Genomic DNA, 25,485 nt, shown 5'->3' on the forward strand with positions numbered 1-25,485 from the left:
CCTGGTTCTTTCGGGCCTGGTTCTTCCAGGCGCATCGGGTCGAAACCCGCAGATCAGTCTTTCATCGATTGTTCGCGCAACGAGTCGGCGAGCAGGTTCAAGCCCAGCACGAACGACATCAGCGCGATCGTCGGCGGCCGCGCCGGGTGGATGAAGGAGCGCCGCAGCCGGCTGGCGTCCTTGATCGCGGTGCCCCAGTCGGGGCTTTCCGGCGCCAGGCCAAGGCCGAAGTAACCCAGCGTGCCGAGCAGGATCGTGGTGTAGCCGATGCGCAGGCAGGCATCAACGATCAGCGGCCCGCGCGCATTGGGCAGGATCTCCCACAGCATGATGTACCACGGCGATTCACCACGCGTCTGCGCCGCCGCCACATAGTCGCGCGTCTTGATGTCCATCACAAGGCCGCGCACGATGCGGAACACGCCGGGGCTGGAGGCGAACACCACCGCCACGAAGATGTTGAGCTGGTTGGGATCGATGTGCACGATCTTCAACGGATCGGCGTCGAAGACCAGGCCGGCATAGATCCAGCCGCCGAGGATCAGGGTGATGCCGAGAAGGATGTAGAGCCGATCGGGCCGGTTCTTGTAGCGCGTCCAGAACAGCACGCTGAAGAAGATGATCGGAAACAGGAAGAACACGCCGGCCATGCCATAGGGGATCGGCGTGTCCATGATGCCCGGCGTCACCAGCAGGTAGAACAGCAGGATCACCGGGAAGGCGAGCACCAAATTGGCCAGGAACGATAGCACGGTGTCGATCTTGCCGCCGTAGTAGCCCGCGGGCAGGCCCAGCGTGATGCCGACCATCAGCGCGAAGCCGGTTGCGGCAGGCGCGATGATCAGCACGATCTGGCTGCCATAGACCATGCGCGAGAACACGTCGCGCGCCAGCTTGTCGCCGCCGAACAGATAGGTCAGTCCCGATTGCGGTTCGATGGCGCCCGGCAGTACGTCCTTCATGATGGGGACCTGAGCCAGTGGATCGAACGGCGATACGGTCGCGGCGAAGATCGCCGTGAACAGCCAGAACAGGCAGATGCCGACGCCGACGATGCCGACGCCGCTATCGAACAGCTGGCCGTAGAGCGCCAGCTTCTTCTTGTAGGCGAAACTCGCACCCATGACGATGACGAGCGCGATCCAGACCGGCCAGAAGCGCGACAGCACTTCGAGAACGACGGTGAAGCCACTGATATATTGAACCGGCATCCGCTTCGCTCCCTACTGAACTCTGATACGCGGATTGAGAAACGCGTAGCCGACATCGGAAATGAGCTGCGTGATCAAGACGATGAACACCGAAACCAGCGAGCAGCCGAGCAAGAGGTCTATGTCGTTGTTGCCGGCCGCCTCGACCAGCGTGTAGCCAAAACCCTGGTAGCGGAACATCACCTCGACGATGACGACGCCGGTGAGCAGCCAGGGAAACTGCAGCATGATGACGGTGAACGGCGCGATCAGTGCGTTGCGCAACGCATGTTTGACCACCACGCTGCCGAAGGAGAGACCCTTCAACCGGGCGGTGCGGATATATTGCTGCGTCATCACCTCGACCATCGAAGCGCGCGTCATGCGGGCGATGTAGCCGATGCCGTAGATCGCCAGCGTCATCACCGGCAGCGTGAAATTATAGAAGGTGATGCCTTGGCTTGCCGAAGCCGCCGAGCCGTTCAGCCAGCCAAGCCATGAGGCGAAGATGACGGTGAAGATGACGCCCGACACATATTCGGGCGTCGCCGTCGAGGCGATGGAGGCCACCGAAAGCACGCGGTCGGTTCGCGAGCCCTCGCGCATGCCGGCGAGAATGCCGACCAGCAGCGAGATCGGCACCATCACCGCCAGCACCCAGAACATAAGGATGCCGGTGGCGCCGAGCGCCGGGAACAGTTTCGAAGCGACGGTTGCCTTGAACTTGGTCGAGCAGCCGAAATCGCCCTCGAAAACGCCTGCGAAGGTCGGCACAAGCGGATCGTTGCAGAAGGAGAAACGCTGCGCAGGCTTGCCAGTCGCCGGGTCGGTCACCGGCTGCTTGGGCACGACGCCCAGCCATTGGCCATAGCGCACGAAGAAGTTTTGCCGGTAGCCATGGTTGACCAGCCAACTCTCGAGCTGCTCGGCCGACGTGTGCATTTCGGTCTGGCTGATCGCCAGCTTCTTCAGATTGGGTTCGAGGTTGATCAGGAAGAAGACAACCATGGTCAGGCACAGCATCGTCAATGCCATGGTGCCAAGACGCCTGATAACGAAAGAAAGCATGGCGGCCCCCTGCCGATGGGTTGGGGTTTGAGCCGGCTATGAAAGCCAACCCTGCCGTGACCGGCGGGGCTGGCTATCAAACAGGCCTTCGGATGCGATCAACCCTGTTTTTGTTGCATGACCTTGCCTTGGAGTCCCGCAACTTTTTTGAGAAAGCGCGGACCAACAGGCATGGACGATGCAAACAGCAGGGGAAAGGGACGACGACGTCCCTCCCCCCCTTGTCGGTGCGATCAAGCCTGGTCGAGCCAGACCTTGCCGTAGTCGCGCTCGAAGGTCGGATGCATCTTATAGTTCTGCACCGCCTTGACCGAGTGGCTGTAGAGCTTGCGCCAGTATGGTTGGATTATGATGCCGGAATCCTGCAGGATCTGCTCGATGTCCTTCATCATTTCCTTGCGCTTGGCGGCGTCGGCAACGGCGAGCGCCGCATTGAGCTTGGCATCCCAGTCGGGATTCGCATAGGCCGTCTCGTTCCAGGCTTCGCCTGTACGATAGCCGATCGCAAGCACCTGGACGCCAAGCGGCCGCATGTTCCAGTTGGTCATGGACAGCGGATATTTGGTCCAATCGTTCCAGAACGTCGAGCCCGGCAGCACGGTGCGCTTCACCTTGAGGCCGGCGTCGCGCATCTGGGCGGCGATCGCATCGCCGGTGTTCTTGTGCCAGTCCTCGTCGACGGTGATCAGCTCGTGTTCGAAGTCGGCCTGGCCGGCTTCCGCCATCAGCGCCTTTGCCTTGGCTGGGTCGCGGGCGACCTTCGCAAGCTCATAATACTCCGGATGAATCTGACAGACATGGTGGTTTTCGGCGACCGTGCCGGCATTGCCGTAGCCAAGCTGAAGAACGACATTGTTGTCGACCGCGAGCTGCAGCGCGTTGCGCACCTTCTGGTCGCCATAAGGCTTGTTGTTGATGTTGGTGCGGCAGACGATGGTCGACGCCGTGACGATTTCCGACTTCACCAGGTCCATGCCGTCGAGGATCGACACGTAGTCGGCCGAAGTCTCGAAATTGGTGTGCACTTCACCGGCTTCGAAAGCACTGACCATGGCCGCCGGATCGGTGCCGTAGTCGATGAATTCCAGACCATCGAGGAACACTTCGCCGTCCCACCACTTGTCGTCGGTGCGGCGCTTGTAGACCACTTTCTGGCCGACATCGTAGGAGACGAGCTCGAACGGGCCGGTGCCGATCGGGCAGGCCTTGAAGTCGCCGCCCTTCTCGTCGAAGCTCTTGTGGACGATCAAGCCGGGATAGTCGCACATGTTGGGAATGAGCGCGATGTCAGGCTTGCCGAGCTTCAGCACGACCGTGTGGTCGTCAGGCATGGTCACGGCGCTTTCGTCGAGCTTGTCGTCCTTGACCAGCGAACCGAGACGACCGGGCATCGAATTGCCTTCGGCTTTCTTGTCGGCCCAACGCTTGAGGTTGAAGACGACGTCGGCGGCGGTGAAGGCATCGCCATTCGACCAGGTCACGCCCTTGCGCACATGCAGCGTGTACTGCGTGGCGTCGTCGTTCACGTCCCAGCTTTCCAGCAGATAGGGGCGGAATGTGTATTCGGGTGTGTACTTGACCAGCGGCTCGAGCGCCTGGCGCTCGGCATTGGCGATTTCCGACCAGTCGGCCTTGCGCGGATCCTTGGGATCCTTGATCCACTGGGCGATCTTCAGCGTGCCGCCCTTCTTGCCTTTTACCTCTTCGGCCTTCGCCGGCGTCGGGTCGGCGAGGCCGAGCAAGCCGTAAGCCATTGCCGTCGATGCACCGAAGACGCTGGCCATGGCCAGGAATTCGCGGCGATCCACCTTGCCTGCCTTGGCGTCTTCGGCCATGGCCAGGATGTGATCCGGAACGCGATCGCCATTACTCTTATAAATTGTCATGACTTAACTCCCATTGTTGGCTTTCCGCCTTTTAACATTCCGCATCCAGGCCATGATGTCAAAGACGGCGTGGATTGAGAACATGTTAGGGAATGTGCAACTTTGGAAAGGGAGCGGTTCGCGTGATAACGACAGTCTTGGCGCAAAATTGCTACTGCGCGACGGATTCCTCTGAAATCTCGATAGTCGATTAAACTGAGACATTTACTGGGGGCCGGACAGCGCCACCATCGAGCCGCCATGGGGCCAAAACTCCCGCCGAAGTATCAGTATTCCTTCTCGTAAAAGATGCCGCCCTTGGCTTCGCCGGCATCGTTGGCCTCGCCGCGCAGCTTGACACCGCGACCGACATTCAGGTCGATCGTCGCCTTGCCCGAGCCCGGCTTGTCGCCCTTCTGGATCGTCACATAGGTGCGGTCGTTGAGGTATTTGCCGGCCGAAACCGCCGTGCCGCCCTGGTCGTCCGTGGTGACGTCGAGATCGTCGACGCCGATGGCGCTGCGCAGGTTTTCCAGCAGCGACGTCGAGCCGCCGACACCGGCCAGTTGCCCGGCCGCCTCTGCGAGCTGGGCGATCTGCAGCGGCGACAGGTTCGACATCGAGCGGCCGAAGATCAATTGCGCCAGCACCTCGTCCTCGGGCAGCGCCGGCACCGAGGAGAAGGTGAATTTCGGATTGGTCGCCTCGCCCGACACCAGGATGGTGACGGTAGTGCTGGTCGTCGTGGTTGTCGCCGTCAGGTTGAGATAGGGCACCAGCGAGCCGGAGAAGCCGACCGTGCCTTCGGTGAAGGTCAGCCGCTTACCGAGAATCGACAGCCGGCCGCGCTGCAAGGTGAAGGTGCCGACCGCTTGCGGCGACGAGGCCGGGCCGGTCAGCTTGAGCGAGCCGCCGAGTTCGGCATCGACGCCCCTGCCCTGGATGAAGATCTGGTTCTGCGCATTGACCGTGACATCGAGGGCAAGGCCCGTGCCGCCGCCCTTGCCGCTTGTCGTCGGCGGCCGCAGCGCCTTGTCCTGCGCCCGTACCGCACCCGGCGCGTTCTTGTGCTTGACGTCGAGCGCCGCAAGCGAGCCCGGCAATTTGTCTGGAACCGTAATCACCGTCTTGGCGAGGTTGATGGTACCGGCAATTACCGGTGCGGAAGTCAGCGGTCCCCTGATCGTCAGGTCGCCGCCAAGATTGGCGGTCACCACCCTTCCGTCCGTATAGCGGCCGTCGACCAGCTTGATCGACAGGTCGGCCGGGAAACCCTGCGCCGGGGTGATGCCGACGGTGCCGCTGGCCGACAGGCTGCCGCGCGTCGACAGCGTTCCGGTCAGCCGGTTGATCCTGGCCACGCCGCCGGCAATCGAGACATCGGCGGCGAGATCGTTGACCGCGAGGCCCGAGCGCGCATCCACAAGGCGCGCGCCGGAGGTGCCGACGCTGCCGCCGATGACAGGCGATGTCGCGGGACCTCGCACCTGCACGTTGCCATTGGCGGTTCCAGACAGCGACATGCCTTGCGCGGCGAGCTTCTGGCTGAGCAGGCCGAACGGCACGGCGCCATTGAAATCGAGCACCAGCGCCGGCGTACCGGCCGTCGTCACGGTGCCGCCGCCCTTGAGGCCAAGGCCGGCGCCATCGCTGACATTGGCGGTGAAGGCCAGCTTGTTGGCGGCAAAGGTGCCGGACGAGGAGACACTCACCGCCCCGAGACCAGCACCTCGGGTCTGCGATGTCTGCACACCCGCCGCGTCGATGTTGAAGGCGACCGCAGGGCTCGCCGGTGCACCCGTCACCTTCACCGTGCCCGAAATCGAGCCGGCGGCGTCGAGGCCGGCCGAGAAACTGTTCGCAAGCGACATCGGCACCCGCGCCAGCGTCGCATTGATGTCGAGCGCCGTGCCGACCTTGCCGGTCACCGTCGCCGTGCCGCCGCCAAGGTTGAGCACGAGACGGTCCAGCGTCGTCGCGCCATTGGCAATGCTGACGGTCGAGGCCTGGGCGATGGCCGCCTTGATGCCCTGGACTGTCGCCTGGCCGGACGCAAGCTCGATGGTCGTCGTGCCGTTGGCCACTTTCACCCGGCCAGCGGCCCGCGCCGGAATGCCCTTGACGGTTGCGCCGCCGGAAAAGCCGGTCCAGTCGCCGTCGCGCTTCAAGTCGACATCGATGCCGCTGATCACGGTGCCGCCTGACGTGACGGTGTCGGCGCGGATTTTTCCGGAGATCACGGGTACTGCCAGATAGTTGGCGACCAGGGCATCGATAGAGACAGCTTTCGCCTGAAGGTCGCCCCGCGTAACCGACGCTGTCGTCGCCTTGATCGCGACCTGCGGTGCGGTGCCGTTCTTCGAGAAAGCAATCGTGCCGCGCACGTCGCCTTCGGCCTTTTCCAGCGCCAGCGCCGCTAGCGGGCCGATATCGGGCAGGTCGAGCGCAATCGTGCCGGCCGGCACGAACTTCTCATCCAGCGCCAGATCGCCGGAAATCCTGTTCTTGCCGAGCGACAGCAGCAGGCCGTTGATGGCGCTTTTGCCGTCCGCCGTCGCCAGCACCGCGCTGCCTTGCAGTGCCTGGCCGGCGACATTGCCGGTCAATTGCACATTTGCCGCCGGGTTGGCGGCATCGGCCTTGCCGGTAGCGGTCAGCTTCAGCCCGGTGATCTCGCGCGCCGCCACCAGCAGCCGGTCGCTGTCGACCGTCAGCGACAGATCCGGCGCGGTCGCTGGTCCCTGTGCGTTCAACGCAAAAGCGATGGCGCCCTTGGCGTCTTTCGACAGCAGCGAGATGTCGCTCAGCGCGCCCTTGATGTCGGCGGCCACCTTATTGTCGGCAAGGCTGGCTTGCCCCTGCGCGGCCAGCGCGCCCGAGGTCAGCTTCAATCCGCCTATATCGATACTGCCATTGGGGTCGCGCTTCAGCGTGGCGCTGATCTGCGCGCGTTCACCAAGCATGCCGCGCACCGCCGCCGGCAAGGCCGATGATGGGGCATCCGCCGTCAGATTGAGGTCCATGGCGCCGTCGCGCAGCGACACTTGGCCCGCTACCTGGCTGTTCAGCGCATCGCTCTTGAGCGAGCCGCTGTCGATGGCGACCGCGTCGGCTGTCAAGCGGCCGCTGAGCGCTGCCGTGACCTTGCCGGCGATCAGAGGTGCGATCACGAGATTGTCGAGACCGACCTTGTCCACCGACACCGTGCCGGAAACCGGTCCTGCGCGGTTCTTGAGATCGAATGCATCCGAATGCAATGCCAAGACAAGCCCATCCACCTTCGCCGGGCTGGTGGTGATCGAGGGTAGGATCGCAGACACATCCAGACGGGCCCGCGTGCTCTCGCCCGCCACCTTTGCCGACAAGGACTGGATCTCGACCTTGACCGGGCTCTCGGCGCTGCCGACCGTCAGAGGCAGGCTGGGGCCGGATGAGATGAGATCCAACACGAAATCGCTGGCGCCGTTCGGGTTGAGGGTTCCGGCCGCCTTGCCGGAAATCTTGTCGCCGGAAAGCGTCGCATGATCGAGCACAACGCCGCCGGCCATGGTGTAGCTGCCGGCCGCATCGACAGCGAGCGGCCCGAGCCCGGCCTGGCGGGTCTGGCTGGTTTCGATGCCAGCCAGTTGCGCGTTGAAATGGACGTCGGGAGCGGCCGGCGATCCGCTCACTTGCGCCGTGCCGCCGAGCGTGCCCACCGCATCGAGGCCGGGCGAAAAATCATTGACCAGTGCTGCCGGCAGTGCCGAGAATTGCGCCGCGAGATTGAGCGTCTGGCCAGCGGTACCGGACAAGGTCACCGAGCCGCCACCGACATCGAGTGCCAGTCTTTCGATGCTGGTCGTGCCGTTGGCGATGCTCAACGTCGAAGCTTGAGCGATTGCCGCCTTGATGCCGTGAACCGTGGCCTCGCCTGAGGCGATCTCGATGCTGGTCGTGCCATCGGCGATCTTCACCCGGCCGGCAGCGGTTGCCGGAATGCCCGAAATGGTAGCGCCGCCGGTGAAATTGGTCCAGTCGCCATCGCGCTTCAGGTCGACGGCGATGCCGCCGATTTCCGTGGTTCCCGAGGTGACGCTGTCGGCCTTGATCGAACCTGCGATCGCCGGCGCCTTGAGATAGTTGGCGATCAGCGCATTGACGGCGATGGCCTTGGCCGTCACCTCGCCGCGCGCGATCGACGTGCTCTTCGCGTCGTTCGCGACGGAGGGTGCGTCGCCTTCCTTGGAAAAGCGGATGGTGCCGTCGATGTCGCCCGTTATCGACTGACCGGCGAGCGCGGCCAACTGGTCGATGGCGGGTGCCGCGAACGTCAGCGTGCCGAGCGGCATGAACTTGTCGTCCAATGCGAGATCGCCCGAGACCTTGTTGTCGCCGAGCGAGACCAGGAAGCCATTGATCGAACGCTTGCCTTCGCTCGTCACCAGCGCTGCCTTGATGTCGAGCGGCTGGTCGTTGACGGAGCCGGTCAGCGAGACATTGGCGGCGGGGCTCTCAATGTCCGCCTTGCCGCTCGCCGTCAGCTTGATGCTCTTCACCGTGCGGCCCGAGGCCGTCAGGCTGTCGCTGTCGGCGGAACCGGTGAAATCCGGCGCCGTCATGGCGCCGCTTGCCGACAGCGCGAAATCGACGCCGCCGGCAACCGGCACGCCGACCGTTGGCGACAGCACGGAAACGTCGCCCAGTTTGCCCTTGATGTCGGCCTGGATGTTGGTGCCTTGCATGCTGGCGGTACCGGCGGCGCTGAGTGTACCGGAGGTGAATTCGATCGAGTTTGCAGCGAAGGACCCTTGTGGATCGCGCGTCGCGGTGGCTGAGAATTTCACCCGGGCGCCGAGCACCGAGGCGATCTGCGGCGGCAAGGCCGTCGCCACCGCATCCGCGTTCATCTTGAGCTGCATCGACAGATCGGCAAGCGCCACCGTGGCTGTCAGCGAGGCATTGAGCGCGTCGGAGCGCAGCGTGCCCTGGTCGATGGCAATGACATCCTTGCTGACCGATCCGGCCAGATCGACACCGACCTTGCCGGTGATCAAGGGCGCCAGCGTCGCCACGTCAGTTTTTAGACCACCCGCCTCCAGCTTGACGGTGACCGGCCCGGCGCGATTCTGGATGTCGAAACCGTCGGAATGGATCTGCGCCGCCAGATCGTCCAAGCGCGTACCACCGGCGACGATCGAAACGAAGGAGGCGCCGATATCGATGATCGGCGCCTTGCCGTCACCGAACGCGCGGGCGGTGGCGTTGCTGATCGCCAGCGTAATCGGTTGCGCCTTGCTTCCCACGCTGACGACGACAGGCGGGCCCTTGGCGGCGAGTTCGACCGAGAGATCGCTGGCGCCGGCGGGATCGACGATACCGGTGGCGGTGCCATGCACCGCATCGCTGTCGATGTTGGCGCGGTCGACACTGACGCCGCCGGCCGATGTGGCGGTACCCGCGACATCGAAACTTGTCTTGCCGGCAAACAGCGGCTTCAAATTCTCCGGCAGGAAGCGGGCGAAATCGCCATCCCCCTCGGCCTCTATGTAGTTTCCCTTGTCGGTCAGTTGGTGGCGGCCCGTCAGCTGAGTGACGATCTTGCTGTCGACCGTGAACGTGCCGATGCCGTTCCAGTTGGCGAGCGGTCCCGTGCCCGAGACGATTATGTCGACCGGCGGCGTATCAGGCAATTTGAGCAGATTCGCGATGATGCCGCCTGCCGGCTCCGAGGCCTTGAGGTCGAGGTCGAGCCTGTTGTCTGCCGGCGCAAAGTGGATTTTGGCGTCGACATTGCCCTGCTTGCCATCACGGCGGGTGACGTTAAGCACCGTCTCGACCGCCAGCGGCGCAGCATCCGCCTTGAACATACCCTTGGCTGCAAGTTCGGCGATGCCGCTGCCGGCAAGGTCTTGCCCCAGCGCGATCTCGGGCAGGTCGATCTGCTTGATGTCGAGCGAAACCGGCAGTGTCGTCGTGCCGCCGCTCTGCGTCGGCTGCGTGGTCGCCACCGGCAACCGGGCAAGTTCCATGCGCCCGGCCGCGATGCGGTCGGCGCTGAAGTTTTTCGACAGCAGCGCCAGCGGCGACCAGTCGACGGCCACCTTGCGTGCCACCAGCCAGGCACCCTCGCGGTCCTCCAGCACGACATGGTCGACGCTGAGAGCCCCGGACCAGATGCCGTCTATGCCGCTGACCGTGATCTTGCGGTCGTCGCTCGATGCCAGGCGCGAGATGATGCCGGCGAGATTGTCGCGTCCACGCTCGGTCTTGGTCAGCACGACCAGCGCACCGATCGCTCCAGCGACCACGATCAGCACCGTGTAAAGGACAATGCGAAGGATGCGCCAGACCGTCTTCATCGTCAAAACGCCTGTCCGATGCCGGCATAGATGCCGAAATGCGGGTCGCCCGGATCGCGGTTGAGCGGCACGGCGGCGTCGATGCGCAGCGGCCCGAATGGGGTGACATAGCGCAGGCCAACGCCGGCGCCGACCTTGACGTCGGAGAAATCGGGAAACGATTTGGTCGACACGGTGCCGGCATCGACGAACGGCACGATGCCGATCGTGTCGGTGACGGCGATGCGCATTTCGACCGAGGTCTCGAAGAGCGACAGACCGCCGATCGGCTGGCCGGTGAAATCCTTGGGGCCAATGCCCTGATAGGCATAGCCGCGCACCGAACCGCCACCGCCGGAATAGAAGCGTCGGTCGGCCGGCACATTTTCAAGGCTGGTGCCGACGATCGAACCAATGGCGACACGTTCGGCCAGCACGAACTTCGAGGCCGAATCCAGCGACTGATAGGCCGATCCCTCGCCCTTCAGCTTGAGGAAGGCCGCGCCGCTCAAAATGTCGTAGCTGGGCTCCGCATAGGCCAGCACACGGAAGCCGCTGGTCGGGTTCAGCCGGTTGTCCCGGTTGTCATAGACATATTGCAGCGGAATGCTGGCGATCAGGTACTTGTGCTTGCCGAATGCGTCGTGGATGCGGGAATAGTCGAGTGCGACTTCCGCGGAAACCGTCTGCTTCTTGGTCAACTCGTAGGACAGGCCAGTGCTGCCCTTGATCGAGAAATGGTCATAGGCGTCCGGATGTTCGAGCACGGTCTTGACGCTGGCGAAGAACTTCGATGCCGGCCCGATCACGCCCGGCTTTTCGAACATAATGCCGGCATTGTAGTTGAGTTCGCCGAGGTCATTGCTGCCGATGCCGCTGATGGCGCCGTCGATGCGCAGCTTCTCGGCCCGGCCGAACAGGTTGCGGTGGCCCCAATAGCCTTCCAGGCCCAACCCCTCGGTGTTGGAAAAGGTGCCGCCGACGCCGAAATAACGCGGCTTTCGCTCGCTGACCTGGACGCCGATCGGAATGTTGCCGTCGGCATCGAGCGTGTCGGCTTCCTTGAACGTTACGCTGTTGAAGACCTCTAGCGCCAGCAGCCGGTCGCGCGCATCGTCGATCTCTTGCGGCGAGTATTGCCGGCCGCGCTTGAGGCCCGTCATGTATTCGGTGAAGTCGCGGTCGACCTTCTCGGTGCCTTCCACCGTGGTCGGGCCGTAGCCGGCCACCGGCCCAGCGGCGACCGTCAGCGTCACGTCCAGCGTCGAAGTCGCATGGTCGGCGACGATTTGCCGGTCCGTCACCTTGGCCAGCGGCCTTCCCTGCTCTTTCAGCGTCCGCACGATCAGTGCCTCGGCCTTGAGAACGGCGCCGGACCCGGCATCGCCGCCTGATATCAAGCCATAATCGGCGCTCATCAGCCCCGCCGCGTCGCCTTGCAGCCTGATATTGCCCAAGGTGAATTTCGGCCCGCTGGCAATGTCGATGACCACCGGGACCGGCTGTGGGCCCTTGAATTCGGCGTCCGGCGGCAGATCGTCGAGCGACTTGCCGTCGATGGTGACGGTGACGACGCCTTCGTAGCGTGCATCGGCATAGAGCGCGGCGACCAGCTGTTCGCGATCGCTGCGCGCCTTGGCCATCAGCCCGAGCGAACCGGAAACCGGACGTTCCTCGTCACTTTTCAGCGTCGAGGCGTTTTCGAGCTTCTTGACCAGATCCTTGTCGGCGTCGGGGGCGTTGATGGTGACCGCATAGCGCAGGGGATCGACGATGTCGGCATCCTCGTCGCTGGACGATCCCCACAGCTTGATGCCGAAAAGCTCGAAAGCGGCCACTGGCCGCGATTCGGCGACCAGCGCGCTCGAGCAGATCATGGCCAAAAGCAGGGCGCGCGGAAGCACACGCCCTGGCGCGCCACCTCCTGACATCTGCTCTTCATGCGCCGGCATTAAGACAACCTAGGTTATAAAACTAAAATTGGAATGAAGTTCTGAAGCGCTCGTAAAGGGGCCACAATCCAATTGTCTGAAATAGGACGGGCTTGGAATTCACACCTTTTGCGTTGCCGCAAGAAAGCGTGATCCCCTGTCCTATGGAGGTACTACCGGCCATCGGCCGGAAAGGAAACCGTTGGCAGGCGGAACCCTGCCGCGTCCTTGTGTTGACAAGCCTGACTGAAGCTTGATCATGCCTGGACGTCAGCTGTGTCTGGAGGGGTGTTATGGCAATGCGCGCGGCTCGTGGTCTGTCGATCCTGATTCTTCTGTTTTTTGCCTGGAGCGGTATCGCGCAAGCGACTGAGGCCCGGCGAATTGCGACGACGGACAATTCCGATTATTTCGGCTTCGATCTCAGATCCGACCAGAATGTGACGCTCGACCAGTGCAAGACGACATGTCTGGGCGATCCGGCCTGCCGCGCCTTCACCTACAACAACAAAGCCAAATGGTGCTTTCTCAAATCCGACTACAATCAACTGAAGCCGTTCAACGGCGCGATCGGCGGCAAGGTCGTCAACATCGATGGCGATCCCGATATCGGCGCGCCGCCTGAACTCGCCTTCTTCCCCAACTGGATGGCCGATCAGGCCCAGCAATACCGCAACAAGTTGTTGGGTCCGGCCTACATCAAGCCGACCGAAGGGCTGACCGCGCTGACGAATGCCGCCGAGCAATCGGTGCTTACCGGCGACCACCGCTCCGCCATGCTGAGATACGAAGGCGCCGTGTCTGTCATGCCCGATGACGGCCAGCTCTGGCTCAACCTGGCGCGTGAAACACTGGCCGTGCAGCCTGCCGCCAACACCTCCGATGCCTCCACTTTGCCGGCAAACGGCACCTCCGCCGCATTCAATGCCTACAAGCTGCTGCGCACCGCCAAGACGCGCGCCGAAGTGCTGGCGCTGCTCGGCAACGGCCTTGACAAGCGCGACCTCTACCGGCCGGCGCTGCAGGCTTATGAAGCCAGCCTTGCCCTGAACCCTTCGCCCGCCGTCCAGGCCGACTATGCCGATCTCAAGGCGCGCAAGGGTTTCCGCGTCATCGACCACACGGTCGATGCCGACACCAGCGCGCCGCGTATATGCGCGCAATTCTCCGAGGATCTGGTCAAGACCGGCGTCGATTACGCGCAGTTCGTCACCGTCGACAATGCGCCGCCCAAGGGCGTCGAGGCCAAGGACAAGCAGATCTGCGTCGAAGGGCTGGAGCACGGCCAGCATTACGACGTCACCTTCCGCGCCGGCCTGCCAGCGGCCATCGGCGAAGTGACCGCGGCCCCCGTGGTGCTGTCGATCTATGTTCAGGACCGCGCACCGTCCGCCCGCTTCACCGGCGACAGCTTCGTGCTTCCGGCCGGCGCGCGCCGTGGCATTCCGGTCGTCACCGTCAACATGAACGCCGCCGAAATGAAGCTCTACCGCATCGGCGACCGCTCGCTGGCCCAGCTTCTGTCGGGCTACCAGTTCCTGCACCAGCTCGACGGCTATGACATTTCCAACATTTCCGAGCAGATGGGCGCGCCGGTCTGGCAAGGCCAGCTCGACATCGCCACTGATCTCAACAAGGAGGTCACCACATCCTTCCCGGTCGACGAGGCGCTGCCGCAGCGCAAGCCGGGCGTCTATGTGCTGACCGCCCAGGCCGTCAACGACAACAGCGACGACTACAATTCCATGGCCACGCAATGGTTCGTCGTCTCCGATATCGGCCTGTCGACCTATACCGGCCAGGATGGGCTCAATGTCTTTGCCCGGTCGCTGGGCAGCGCCAAGCCGATCTCGGGCGCCGAACTGACGCTGGTGGCCAGGAACAATGAGGTTCTCGGCACCGCGACATCGGATGCCGATGGTCATGCCGTCTTCAACCCCGGCCTGACGCGCGGCGACGGCGGCATGGTGCCGGCCGTGCTGATGGCCAAGCAGGGCGACAATGATTTCGTCTTCCTCGACATGGGTCGAGCCGGCTTCGACCTGTCCGACCGCGGCGTTACCGGACGCGCAGCGCCAGGCGCGCTCGATGTCTATGCCTGGACCGAGCGCGGTATCTACCGGGCCGGCGAGGATGTTCATGTCGCGGCCCTTGCCCGCGACGGCGCCGCCAAGGCGGTCGAAAACCTGCCGCTGACCTTCATCTTCTCGCGCCCCGACGGCGTCGAGGACCGCCGCATCGTCAGCGACGGCGCGTCTGCCGGCGGCCATGCCGTCGACCTGCCGCTCGAACCCAACGCCATGCGCGGCACTTGGTCGGTGTCGATCTACACCGATCCCAAGCAGGCGGCCGTAGCCAGCCAGATGTTCCTGGTCGAGGATTTCGTGCCGGATCGCATCGAATTCGACATGAAGGCCGACAAGCAGGAGATCGCACAGGGCGAAACCGCCAACATCAACATTGACGGCCGCTTTCTCTACGGCGCGCCGGCAGCGGGCCTGGCGCTGGAAGGCGAGCTGACGCTGTCGACCTCGCGCGACTGGGACCGTTTCCAGGGCTTTTCCTTCGGCCTCGCAGACGAGCAGTCCGCAGAACCCACTGTTACCCCCCTCGCCGATCTGCCGGTGGTTGGCGATGACGGCAAGGTGACCTTCCCGGTCTCCGTCGAGCAGCTGCCCTCTACCACCAAGCTGGTCGACGCCAAGGTGACGGTCAGGATGCGCGAAACCGGTGGCCGCGCCATCGAGCGTTCACTCAACATCGGCATCCGCCCGCAAGGCCATATGATCGGCATCCGCCCGGACTTCGCCGACAATGAAGTGCCGCAGGGCGGCACCGCTAAGTTCAGCCTGATCGCTGTCGATCCCGACGGCAAGCGCGAGGCGCTGAAAGGCGCGCTATGGACGCTGGTCAAGGTCGAACGCAATTACCAGTGGTACCGCTCCAACAATTCCTGGAACTACGAGCCGGTCAGCTTCACCAAGTCGATCGCCAACGGCCAAGTCGACCTCAACGCCGACGGCGACGCAACCGTCTCCGTCCCGGTCGATTGGGGCCAGTACCGGCTCGAGGTCGAGACATCGGATCCCGAGGGACCGGCGACCAGCTACGAATTCGACGCAGGCTGGTATGTCTCCTCGACCACCACCGAAACGCCTGACGGCCTCGAGATCGCCCTCGACAAGGACACCTATGCCGCCGGCGAAGTGGCCAAGCTGAAAGTCTCGCCGCATTTTGCCGGCGAACTCTTGATCAACATCGGCTCCGACAAGCTGTTGAAGACCGTCACGGCGTCGGTGCCGGCCGGCGGCAGCACCGTCGATATCCCGGTCGGCGACGACTGGGGCGCCGGCGCCTATGTCACAGCAACCCTGTTCCGGCCGGGCGAGGCGCAGGAAACGCGCATGCCGGCGCGCGCCATCGGCGTGAAATGGCTGAAGGTCGATCCGGGCTCGAAGAAGCTCGCCATCACCTTGACGCCGCCGGACAAGACCATGCCGCGCCAGCAGCTGTCGATCCCGGTTTCGGTCGCCGGCGTGCAGCCGGGCAGCAATGCCTATGTCATGGTTGCCGCCGTCGATGTCGGCATCCTCAACCTGACCAATTACAAGGCACCCGATCCGGAGAACTGGTTCTTCGGCCAGCGTATGCTGGGCATGGAAATCCGCGACATCTACGGTCGCCTGATCGACGGCTCGCTTGGCAACACCGGCAAGCTCAGGACCGGCGGCGACGGCGCCAACATGCAGGCGCAAGGCAGCCCGCCGACCGAAAAGCTGGTCGCCTTCTTCTCCGGTCCCGTCGAGTTCGATGCCGACGGCAAGGCGCGGATCGACTTCGACATTCCACAGTTCAACGGCACCGTGCGCGTCATGGCCGTCGCCTGGACCAAGGACGCGGTCGGCCATGCCCAGTCCGACGTCATCGTGCGCGATCCCATAGTCATCACCGCCGGCTTGCCGCGCTTCCTGGCGCCTGGTGACGCCGCCGTCATGCGCCTCGATGTCGCCGACACCGACGGCCCTACCGGCGACTATGCGCTGTCGATCGAAACCACGGGCGACCTGTCAACGGGCGACAAGCCCCTGCCCCAGAAGCTGACGCTCGCCCAGGGCAAGCGCCAGACGCTGACCGTGCCGCTGATCGCGCAGACGGCTGGCAATGCCTCGCTCACCATCAAGCTCGCCCATGCCGACGGCACCAAGGTCGAGCAGACGCTCTATGTGCCGGTGCGTCCGGCGCAATTGCCGGTCACCACCCGGCTGGTGGTCGACCTCAAGGGCAATGGCGGCGCGCTGCGCGTCGACAAGGAACTGCTGGCAGCAAGCCTGCTTGACGGCGCTTCCGTCAGCGTCGGCGTTTCCCAGGCCGCCGCCTTCGACGTGCCGTCGCTGTTGATGACGCTCGACCGCTACCCCTATGGCTGCGCCGAGCAGACCACCAGCCGCGCCATGCCGCTTCTCTACGTCAATGAGTTGGCGGCCGGCATCGGCATGGCCAGCGACCCCGACATCCATGGCCGCATCCAGGACGCCATCTACAAGGTTCTGAGCTACCAGGCCTCGGCCGGCAGCTTCGGCCTGTGGGGTCCGGGCTCCGGCGATCTGTGGCTCGATGCCTATGTCAGCGACTTCCTGACCAGGGCGCGCGAGCAGAAATACGACGTGCCGAGCCTGGCCATGAACCAGGCGCTGAGCAATCTGCAGAACTCGATCGGCTACGACCAGAGCGTACAGGACCGTGGCAGCGAGATTGCCTACGCCCTCTACGTGCTGGCCCGCAACAAGAAGGCCTCGATCGGCGATCTGCGCTACTACGCGGACACCCAGCTCGAAGCGTTCTCAAGCCCGATGGCCGTTGCCCAATTGGCGGCGAGCCTGGCGCTCTACGGCGACACGCCGCGCGCCGAAGCGACGTTCAAGACAGCCCTGCAACTCGCCAAGTCGACCACCGACTACGACTACTACCGCTCCGACTACGGCTCGCGGCTGCGTGACGGCGCGGCGATGCTGGCGCTGGCGGCGGAATCGAAGCCGGTGCCGACGATCGTGCCGGAGCTAATCAAGCTGGTAACCAGGGAACGCGCCGAAGCCCGCTGGACCAGCACCCAGGACGAATCCTGGATGCTGCTGGCTGCCCGCGCGCTGAAGGAAGGCAACGATACGATCACGCTGACCGTCAATGGCGCCGCGCACTCCGGCGGCTATTCCAACCAGGTCGACGGCAGTGACCTGATAGACAGCCCGCTGACCATCGCCAACACCGGCAAAACCCCGCTGCAGACCGTCGTCACCACCGTGGCGTCGCCGATCCAGCCCCTGCCAGCCGGCGGCGACGGCTTCACCATCGATCGCACTTACTACAAGCTCGATGGCACCGAAGCCAACGTCACCGAGGCGACGCAGAACGAACGCTATGTCGTCGTGCTCAAGGTCAACGAGCAGAACAAATGGCCGTCGCGGCTGCTGATCACCGACCTGTTGCCGGCCGGCTTCGAGATCGACAATCCGGGCCTGGTTTCCAGCGCCCAGTTGACGAACTTCTCCTGGCTGGCGCAGACCGATGCGGCCCATCTCGAATTCCGCGACGACCGTTTCGTCGCGGCGTTCAACCCGGCCGACGGCGACCACGACCACAATTTGACCCTCGCCTATGTCGTGCGTGCGGTGACGCCTGGTACTTATGCGCACCCGGCGGCAACGGTGGAGGACATGTACAGGCCGCAATACTCGGCCCGCACCGCTACCGGCATGATGGAGATCAAGGCGCCGTAAGGCGCCGATGGTGACGATCATGAACAGGACGATGGCGCTGCCCCTCATCCGCCTGCCGGCACCTTCTCCCCGTATAGTGACGGGGAGAAGGGCACTGTCGCGATCGTCGGCACCTGTTCTGCAACTTTGGAAATTGGCGAAATCCTCAATGCAGGCCTCTTTCTCCCCGTCTCTATACGGGGAGAAATGCCCGGCAGGGCAATGAGGGGCGGCGCCATGCTTTCAAGAAAACACCTTCGCCGCGCCGTCATTGCCGCAGCTTCCTGCATTGGCATTCTCGTTCTCTCCGCAGCCTCCCTCCGGGAACTCGACCGCGCCTTCCCGCCACCGCTGCCTGCCGAACTCACTGTCTCCACCGAAGTCCAGGATCGCGATGGCCAGCTGTTGCGCGCCTTCGCCACGCCGGACGGCTACTGGCGGCTCGAAACCCGGCTCGACCAGGTCGACAAGCAATTCGTCGACATGCTTGTCACCTATGAGGACAAGCGTTTCTGGGATCATGAGGGTGTCGACGTGCTGGCTCTGGCCCGTGCCGCCGGCCAGTTTGCCACCAGCGGCCACATCGTCTCCGGCGGCTCGACCCTGTCGATGCAGCTTGCACGGCTGATCGAGCCGCGCGAGAGCCGCAGCCTCGGCTCCAAGATCAAGCAGATGCTGCGCGCCATCCAGATCGAGCGGCGGCTGTCGAAACGCGAGATCCTCGAACGCTACCTGACGCTGGCGCCTTATGGCGGCAACCTGGAAGGCGTGCGCGCCGCCTCGCTGGCCTATTTCGGCAAGGAACCGAAGCGGCTCACCGTTTCCGAGGCCGCCCTGCTCGTCGCTCTACCGCAGCTGCCGGAAAAGCGGCGGCCCGATCGCAACCTGAAGATTGCCCACGCCGCACGCGACCGGGTGCTGACCCGCATGGTTTCCTCCGGCCTGCTCGGCGAACGCGAGGCCGCACGTGCCGCCCTCGACGACGTGGCGGGCCTGCGCCGCACCTTGCCGGCGCTCGCCCCGCACGCCGCCTATGCGATGTTGCCCAAGGCCGTGCCCGGCCAACCCTTGCAGCTGACGATCCGCAAGAGCGTCCAGGAAGGGCTGGAACAGGTGGCGCGGGACGCGGCCACCAAGCTTAGACCCCGACTCTCCGTCGCCATGGTCCTGGCCGACTCCCGCACCGGCGACATCCTCGGCGAAGTCGGCTCGGCCAATTTCTTCGACGCCAGCCGCTCCGGCTGGATCGACATGACCAAGATCGTCCGCTCGCCCGGCTCGACGCTGAAGCCGTTCATCTACGGTCTTGCCTTCGAACAGGGCCTGGTGGCGCAGGAGACGCTGATCGACGACAGCCCCGTCGATTTCTCCGGCTATCGGCCGAAGAATTTCGATATGGGCTACCAGGGCGACGTCAGCATCCGGCAAGCGCTGCAACTGTCGCTCAACGTGCCGGCGATCCGCGTGCTCGACGCTGTCGGTCCGACGCGGCTGATGGCGCGCTTCCGTCAGGCCGGTGTAAGCCCCGTGCTGCCGGTCAACGAGGCGCCGGGCCTGGCCATCGGGCTTGGCGGCGTTGGGATCACTTTGCGCGATCTCGTCCAGCTCTACACAGGGCTCGCCAATGGCGGCAAGACGCACACGCTGCATGACGGCACCGAGCCTGCCAATGCAGAGCGCACCACCGCCACCATCCTCGACGGTCAGGCCAACTGGCAGATCATCGACATCCTGTCGGGCGTCAAGCCGCCCGAGGGTGCCCTGCAGCGCGGCATCGCCTACAAGACCGGCACCTCCTACGGCTACCGCGACGCGTGGTCGGTCGGCTTCGACGGCCGCTATGTCCTGGGTGTCTGGGTCGGCCGCCCCGACGCCGGCGCGGTGCCCGGCCTGTCCGGCTATGTCTCGGCCGCTCCCATCCTCTTCGAGGGTTTTGTGCGCTCGGGCTTGGCCACCGTCCCATTGCCGGGCAAGCCGCCCGGTCTGTTCAACCCCAGGCGCGAAGACCTGCCGGTGACCCTCGCCCGCTTCGGAGCCGGGTCGGACGGCCTGGTGCAGGCGACAGTGACCGAACCCGCACCGACCATCATCTTCCCGCCCGACGGCGCCCGCGTCGATCTCGGCACCAACTCGGTCGATGCCTCGCCGTTGGTGCTGAAGCTGCAAGGCGGGCGCGCGCCGTTCCGCTGGCTGGCCAACGGCAAGCCGCTCACCGGCATCGACCGTCGCCGCACCGCGACCTGGCAACCTGACGGCGCCGGCTATTCGACGCTGACGGTAATCGACGCCGCGGGGCGTGCGGCGAGTGTGAAGGTGTTCGTCGAATAGACCGAGCCAAGCGATTCATCGAATTGGCTTTCCGGGCGCTCGGCAGATAGCAGGATATTCACCCATGCCTGTTCCGAGGCACCCCCCTCTGGCCTGCCGGCCATCTCCCCCGCAAGGAGGGAGATCGGATTTCCTTTCCGCTTTCGCCAACTGTCAAAGACAATACGCAACGGCAAACCTGCCGATCTCCCCCATGCGGGGGAGATGCCCGGCAGGGCAGAGGGGGGTGCCTCGCGCAATCCTCGACCGTTGTTAGCCTCAGCACTGGCAGCAACAATCCTTGTCGCCGCAATCCCTCTACCCGCTTTCGCCGACGCCCTGCCCGCCGGCTTTGTCCGGCTCGCCGATGTCGCCCCCTCGATCCGCCAGGACATCCGCTATGCCGGCGTCGAAAACTTCCTGCATCGCAAGGCCGATGGCTATGAAGCGCCGGTCTGCATTCTCACCAGACAAGCGGCGGAAGCCCTTGCCGCCGTCCAGAAGGCGATCGTCGCCAAAAGCCTGACGCTGGTCGTGTTCGACTGCTACCGCCCTGCCCGAGCCGTCGCCGACATGGGCGAATGGACGAGACAAGGCGGGCCACCCGATCCGCAATGGTATCCGAAGGTCAGGCGCGGCGACCTCATCGCCAAGGGCTATGTCGGTGAACTATCGACCCATTCACGTGGCTCGACCGTCGATGTCGCCCTCGCCCGAACGGACCTCAAGTCCAGCCTAAACCCGACCTGCGGCACCGTTGATGCCGACACGCTCGATTTCGGCACTGGCTTCGACTGCTTCGACCCGAAGAGCGAAACCGCCCACCGCGGCCTCGCCGGTGAAGCGGCGGCAAACCGCAAGATGCTTGTCGAGGCCATGCGCACCGGCGGTTTCAAGAACTATGCACGCGAATGGTGGCACTTCACGCTGGCGAACGAACCGTTTGCCAAGGAGCGTTTCGACTTTCCCGTCACCGCCGATTGAGGCGCCGGACTAAATTCCACACGGCCTTGCCTCGGCACTGCTCATTTCTAAATAGGCTGGGGTGGCCGGCATGGATTCGTCCCGGAGACGCAGGAGGAAAATATTTCTCCATACGACGAAAGATCGTCTAATATTTTCTCCAAGGGGGCAAAAAAGGCAACATTGATTGCATCTAATTTCTATCAATTCGGTAGATTTGACGTGGGTTCAACGGAGGCAGAAATGACCAAACCTCATTTCAGGAAACTGCTCGGCGCACTGGTCGCCACATCTGTCCAGTTCGGCACGCTCGGTTTCGCGTTTGCCGATACCACCATCCTCAACGTGTCGTACGATCCGACACGGGAGCTCTACCGGGCCTATGACGAAGCTTTCGTCGCCCATTGGAAGGCCGAGACCGGCGAGACGGTCACCGTCCAGCAGTCGCATGGCGGATCTGGCGCCCAGGCCCGCGCCGTGATCGACGGCCTCGATGCCGATGTGGTAACGCTGGCACTCGAAGGCGACATCAATGCGATCGTCTCGAAGTCGAAGAAGATAAATCCCGACTGGCGCAAGAAATTTGAAAACAATTCAGCACCTTACACCTCGACCATCATCTTCCTTGTCCGCAAGGGCAATCCCAAGGGCATCCACGACTGGAGCGACCTCGTCAAGGACGGCGTCCAGGTGATCACGCCCAATCCCAAGACCTCCGGCGGTGCACGCTGGAACTACCTCGCCGCCTGGGCTTACGCCAACGCCAATGATGGCGGCGACGAGGCCAAGAACAAGGAATTCGTCGGCAAGCTCTACGCCAATGCCCCGGTGCTCGACACCGGCGCTCGCGGCTCGACCGTGACCTTCGCGCAAAAGGGCATCGGCGATGTGCTGATCGGCTGGGAAAACGATGCCTATCTGGCACTCGACGAATTCGGCGCCGACAATTTCGACATCGTCTACCCGCCGACATCGATCCTGGCCGAGCCGCCGGTGGCGATTGTCGACGCCAATGTCGACGCCAAGGGCACGCGCAAGGTCGCCGAAGCCTATCTGGGCTGGCTCTATTCCAAGGAAGCGCAGACGATCATCGCCAAGAACCACTATCGTCCGGCCAAGCCCGAACTTGTGGCTCCGGCGGATCTGCCCAAGACACCTGAAATCAAGCTGATCTCCATCGACGATCCGCTTTTTGGCGGTTGGAAGAAGGCACAGCCTTATCATTTCGGCGATGGTGGTATATTCGACCAGATCTACAAGCCGGCCCAGTGAGCTAAATCTAGATCAGGACGATATGACCATAGCACCCGCGCAGGCGGGGTGGCGGTTCAGACAGCCGAGTGTCATTCCGGGTTTCGGATTGACGCTCGGCTTCTCGCTTGCCTACCTCACCCTCATCATCCTCATCCCGCTGTCCGGGCTGATCTGGCGCTCGGCCGCCCTTGGCTGGCCCGAGTTCTGGGCGATCGCCACCGACCGTCGCACCATCAACGCGCTTGAAATCAGCTTCGGCACCGCCTTCATCGCGGCTGGCGTCAACGTCGTCTTCGGCACGCTCGTCGCCTGGGTGCTGGTGCGCTACCGCTTTCCCGGCCGCCGCATCGTCGATGCCATGGTCGACCTGCCCTTCGCGCTGCCGACGGCGGTGGCCGGCATCGCGCTGACCACGCTCTATGCGCCGAACGGCTGGATCGGCAAATTGCTGATGCCGCTTGGCATCAAGGTCGCCTATACGCCGCTCGGCATCGTCATCGCGCTGATCTTCATCGGCCTGCCCTTTGTCGTGCGCACCGTGCAGCCGATCATGGAGGAGATCGACAAGGAGGTGGAGGAAGCCGCCGCCACGCTTGGCGCCAGCCGCTTCCAGATCATCACCCGCATCCTGTTTCCGGGCTTGGCGCCGGCCATCATCACCGGCTTTTCGCTGGCCTTCGCGCGCGGCGTCGGCGAATACGGCTCGGTCATCTTCATCGCCGGCAATTTGCCTTACAAGTCCGAGATCGCGCCGCTTCTGATCGTCATCCGGCTGGAGGAATACAATTATCCGGCAGCGACCGCGATCGCGGCGGTCATGCTGTTTTTGTCGTTCTTGATGCTTTTGATCGTCAATCTCGCACAGTCATGGAGTCGCAAGCGCTATGGCTGATCCCGAGATCAAATCCTACGAACCCTATCATGAGAGCCGCTCGGCGGCGGTGACCGAGAGCCGGCCGGCGCAAGCCATCCTGATGGCCATCGTCTTCGCTTTCCTTGGCATCTTTCTGCTCCTGCCGCTGATCGTCCTCTTCCACGAGGCGCTGGCAAAAGGCGTCAGTGCCTATACGCAATCGCTGAGTGACGCCGACACGCGCTCGGCGATCCGGCTGACCCTGCTGGTGGCGGCGATCTCGGTGCCGCTCAACATCGTCTTCGGCATCTCCGCCGCCTGGGCGATCGCCAAGTTCGAGTTCAAGGGCAAGGCCTTCCTGACCACGCTGATCGATCTGCCCTTCTCGGTCTCGCCCGTCATTTCGGGCCTGGTCTATGTGCTTTTGTTCGGCGCCCAGGGTCTGCTCGGCACCTGGCTGAACGCGCATGGCATCGTCATTCTGTTTGCCGTGCCGGGCATCGTGCTGGCCACCGTCTTTGTCACCTTCCCCTTCGTCGCCCGCGAGCTGATCCCGCTGATGCAGGAACAGGGCAATGGCGACGAGGAAGCAGCCCTTTCGCTCGGCGCGAATGGCTGGCAGACCTTCTGGTACGTGACCTTGCCCAACGTCAAATGGGGGCTGCTCTACGGCGTGCTCCTGTGCAATGCGCGTGCCATGGGTGAGTTCGGCGCGGTCTCCGTGGTGTCGGGCCATATACGCGGCCTGACCAACACCATGCCGTTGCATGTCGAAATCCTCTATAACGAGTACAACGCCGTCGGCGCTTTTGCCGTCGCTTCATTGCTTGCGGGCCTGGCGCTCGTCACGCTGGTCTTGAAAACACTGCTCGAGATGCGCTACGGCGCCGAGATCGCCGCGACGCGCGGACACTGATAGAGGGGTTTGCATGGAAGTTCGCGTTGCCAACGTGCGCAAGGAATTTGACCGGTTTCCGGCCCTTCACGACGTGTCGCTCGACATCAAGTCGGGCGAGCTGATCGCGTTGCTGGGCCCGTCCGGATCCGGCAAGACGACGCTGCTCAGGCTGATCGCGGGACTGGAGCTGCCGACGCGGGGAAATATCTTCTTCGGCGACGAGGACGCCTCGCAAAAGTCGATCCAGGACCGCAATGTCGGCTTCGTCTTCCAGCACTATGCGCTGTTCCGGCACATGACGGTGGCCGACAATATCGGCTTCGGCCTGAAGGTCCGGCACGGGCCGTCGCGCCCTCCGGCGCAGGAGATCCGCCGCCGCGCCTCCGAGCTGCTCGATCTCGTCCAGCTTTCGGGGCTGGAGAAGCGCTATCCGGCACAGCTCTCCGGCGGCCAGCGGCAGCGCGTGGCGCTGGCGCGCGCCATGGCGATCGAGCCCAAGGTGCTGCTGCTCGACGAGCCGTTCGGCGCGCTCGACGCGCAGGTGCGCCGGGAGTTGCGCCGCTGGCTGCGCGAAATCCATGACGCCACCGGCCACACAACCGTCTTCGTCACCCACGACCAGGAAGAGGCGCTGGAACTTGCCGACCGCGTTGTGGTGATGAGCCAAGGCCGCATCGAGCAGGTCGGCACCGCCGACGACATCTACGACACGCCGAACTCGCCCTTCGTCTACGGCTTCATCGGTGAATCGAGTTCGCTTCCCGTCAAGGTCGAGAATGGCGAGATCTGGCTTGCCGACCGTCCGATCGGGCTTGCCGCGCCCAACGAGCCCTCGGGCGATGCGATGCTTTACTTCCGCCCGCACGATGTCGAATTGCTGGACGGCTGCAGCGGCTGCATCGCCGGCACGGTCGCCGCCAGCCGGCGTGTCGCCGGCACGCGCCGGGTGGAACTCGAGATTGGCGGCGAGCGCCAGCGGGTCGAAATCGAATTGCCGGTCGATCACCCGGCGGCACAGAAAAGCCGGGTGGCGTTCCGTCCCGGACGCTGGAAGCTGTTTCCGGCGGCTTGATACTCTGTCGA

Annotated in this window: 12 protein-coding genes; 7 read left to right on the forward strand and 5 right to left on the reverse strand. The window is 63.8% G+C overall.

What is annotated here, in order from left to right:
- Nucleotides 1-53 precede the first annotated feature (53 nt).
- The 5 genes from NKJ06_RS01505 to NKJ06_RS01525 form a co-directional block, all read right to left on the reverse strand.
- Entirely contained in the window at nt 54-1,211 is a 1,158-nt protein-coding gene (locus NKJ06_RS01505; RefSeq protein WP_352808673.1) for an ABC transporter permease, read from the reverse strand.
- A 12-nt stretch (nt 1,212-1,223) separates the two neighbouring features.
- Nucleotides 1,224-2,258 carry an ABC transporter permease gene (locus NKJ06_RS01510; protein ID WP_352631538.1) on the reverse strand — a complete coding sequence of 345 codons (1,035 nt, stop codon included), beginning with the start codon at nt 2,256-2,258 and terminating at the stop codon, nt 1,224-1,226.
- Between the two features lie 233 nt (nt 2,259-2,491).
- Nucleotides 2,492-4,144 (reverse strand): ABC transporter substrate-binding protein, encoded by a 1,653-nt coding sequence (locus NKJ06_RS01515; RefSeq protein WP_352631536.1) that lies wholly within the window; start codon nt 4,142-4,144, stop codon nt 2,492-2,494.
- A gap of 266 nt (nt 4,145-4,410) precedes the next feature.
- The gene (locus tag NKJ06_RS01520; protein WP_352808676.1) at nt 4,411-10,464 is read right to left on the reverse strand and encodes a translocation/assembly module TamB domain-containing protein; all 6,054 of its coding nucleotides are present in this window, start codon (nt 10,462-10,464) and stop codon (nt 4,411-4,413) included.
- Nucleotides 10,465-10,466: 2 nt separating this feature from the next.
- Nucleotides 10,467-12,395, reverse strand: a complete 1,929-nt coding sequence (locus NKJ06_RS01525; protein WP_352635671.1) for an autotransporter assembly complex protein TamA — start codon at nt 12,393-12,395, stop codon at nt 10,467-10,469.
- A gap of 272 nt (nt 12,396-12,667) precedes the next feature.
- Here NKJ06_RS01525 and NKJ06_RS01530 point away from each other — a divergent pair, with 272 nt between their 5' ends.
- From NKJ06_RS01530 to NKJ06_RS01560, 7 genes are all read left to right on the forward strand, one after another.
- On the forward strand, nt 12,668-18,148 hold the full coding sequence (locus NKJ06_RS01530; RefSeq protein WP_352635672.1) for an alpha-2-macroglobulin family protein: 5,481 nt from the start codon (nt 12,668-12,670) through the stop codon (nt 18,146-18,148).
- Nucleotides 18,149-18,364: 216 nt separating this feature from the next.
- Nucleotides 18,365-20,455, forward strand: a complete 2,091-nt coding sequence (pbpC, locus tag NKJ06_RS01535) for a penicillin-binding protein 1C (protein WP_352635674.1) — start codon at nt 18,365-18,367, stop codon at nt 20,453-20,455.
- A gap of 204 nt (nt 20,456-20,659) precedes the next feature.
- Nucleotides 20,660-21,418 (forward strand): M15 family metallopeptidase, encoded by a 759-nt coding sequence (locus NKJ06_RS01540; RefSeq protein WP_352635676.1) that lies wholly within the window; start codon nt 20,660-20,662, stop codon nt 21,416-21,418.
- Between the two features lie 222 nt (nt 21,419-21,640).
- The gene (locus tag NKJ06_RS01545; protein ID WP_352635678.1) at nt 21,641-22,669 is read left to right on the forward strand and encodes a sulfate ABC transporter substrate-binding protein; all 1,029 of its coding nucleotides are present in this window, start codon (nt 21,641-21,643) and stop codon (nt 22,667-22,669) included.
- A gap of 22 nt (nt 22,670-22,691) precedes the next feature.
- A complete protein-coding gene (cysT, locus tag NKJ06_RS01550) occupies nt 22,692-23,543 on the forward strand; it encodes a sulfate ABC transporter permease subunit CysT (RefSeq protein ID WP_352635679.1) in 852 nt (283 codons plus the stop codon).
- Nucleotides 23,536-24,420 carry a sulfate ABC transporter permease subunit CysW gene (gene cysW / locus NKJ06_RS01555; protein ID WP_352635681.1) on the forward strand — a complete coding sequence of 295 codons (885 nt, stop codon included), beginning with the start codon at nt 23,536-23,538 and terminating at the stop codon, nt 24,418-24,420. Before cysT ends, cysW begins: the two co-directional genes overlap by 8 nt.
- Nucleotides 24,421-24,433: 13 nt before the next feature.
- Nucleotides 24,434-25,474: a sulfate/molybdate ABC transporter ATP-binding protein gene (locus tag NKJ06_RS01560; protein WP_352635683.1), complete on the forward strand. Its 1,041-nt coding sequence runs from the start codon at nt 24,434-24,436 to the stop codon at nt 25,472-25,474.
- Nucleotides 25,475-25,485: the final 11 nt, after the last annotated feature.

Origin of the sequence: Mesorhizobium sp. M0293 (assembly GCF_040321735.1) — a bacterium.
Classification (GTDB): Bacteria; Pseudomonadota; Alphaproteobacteria; order Rhizobiales; family Rhizobiaceae; genus Mesorhizobium.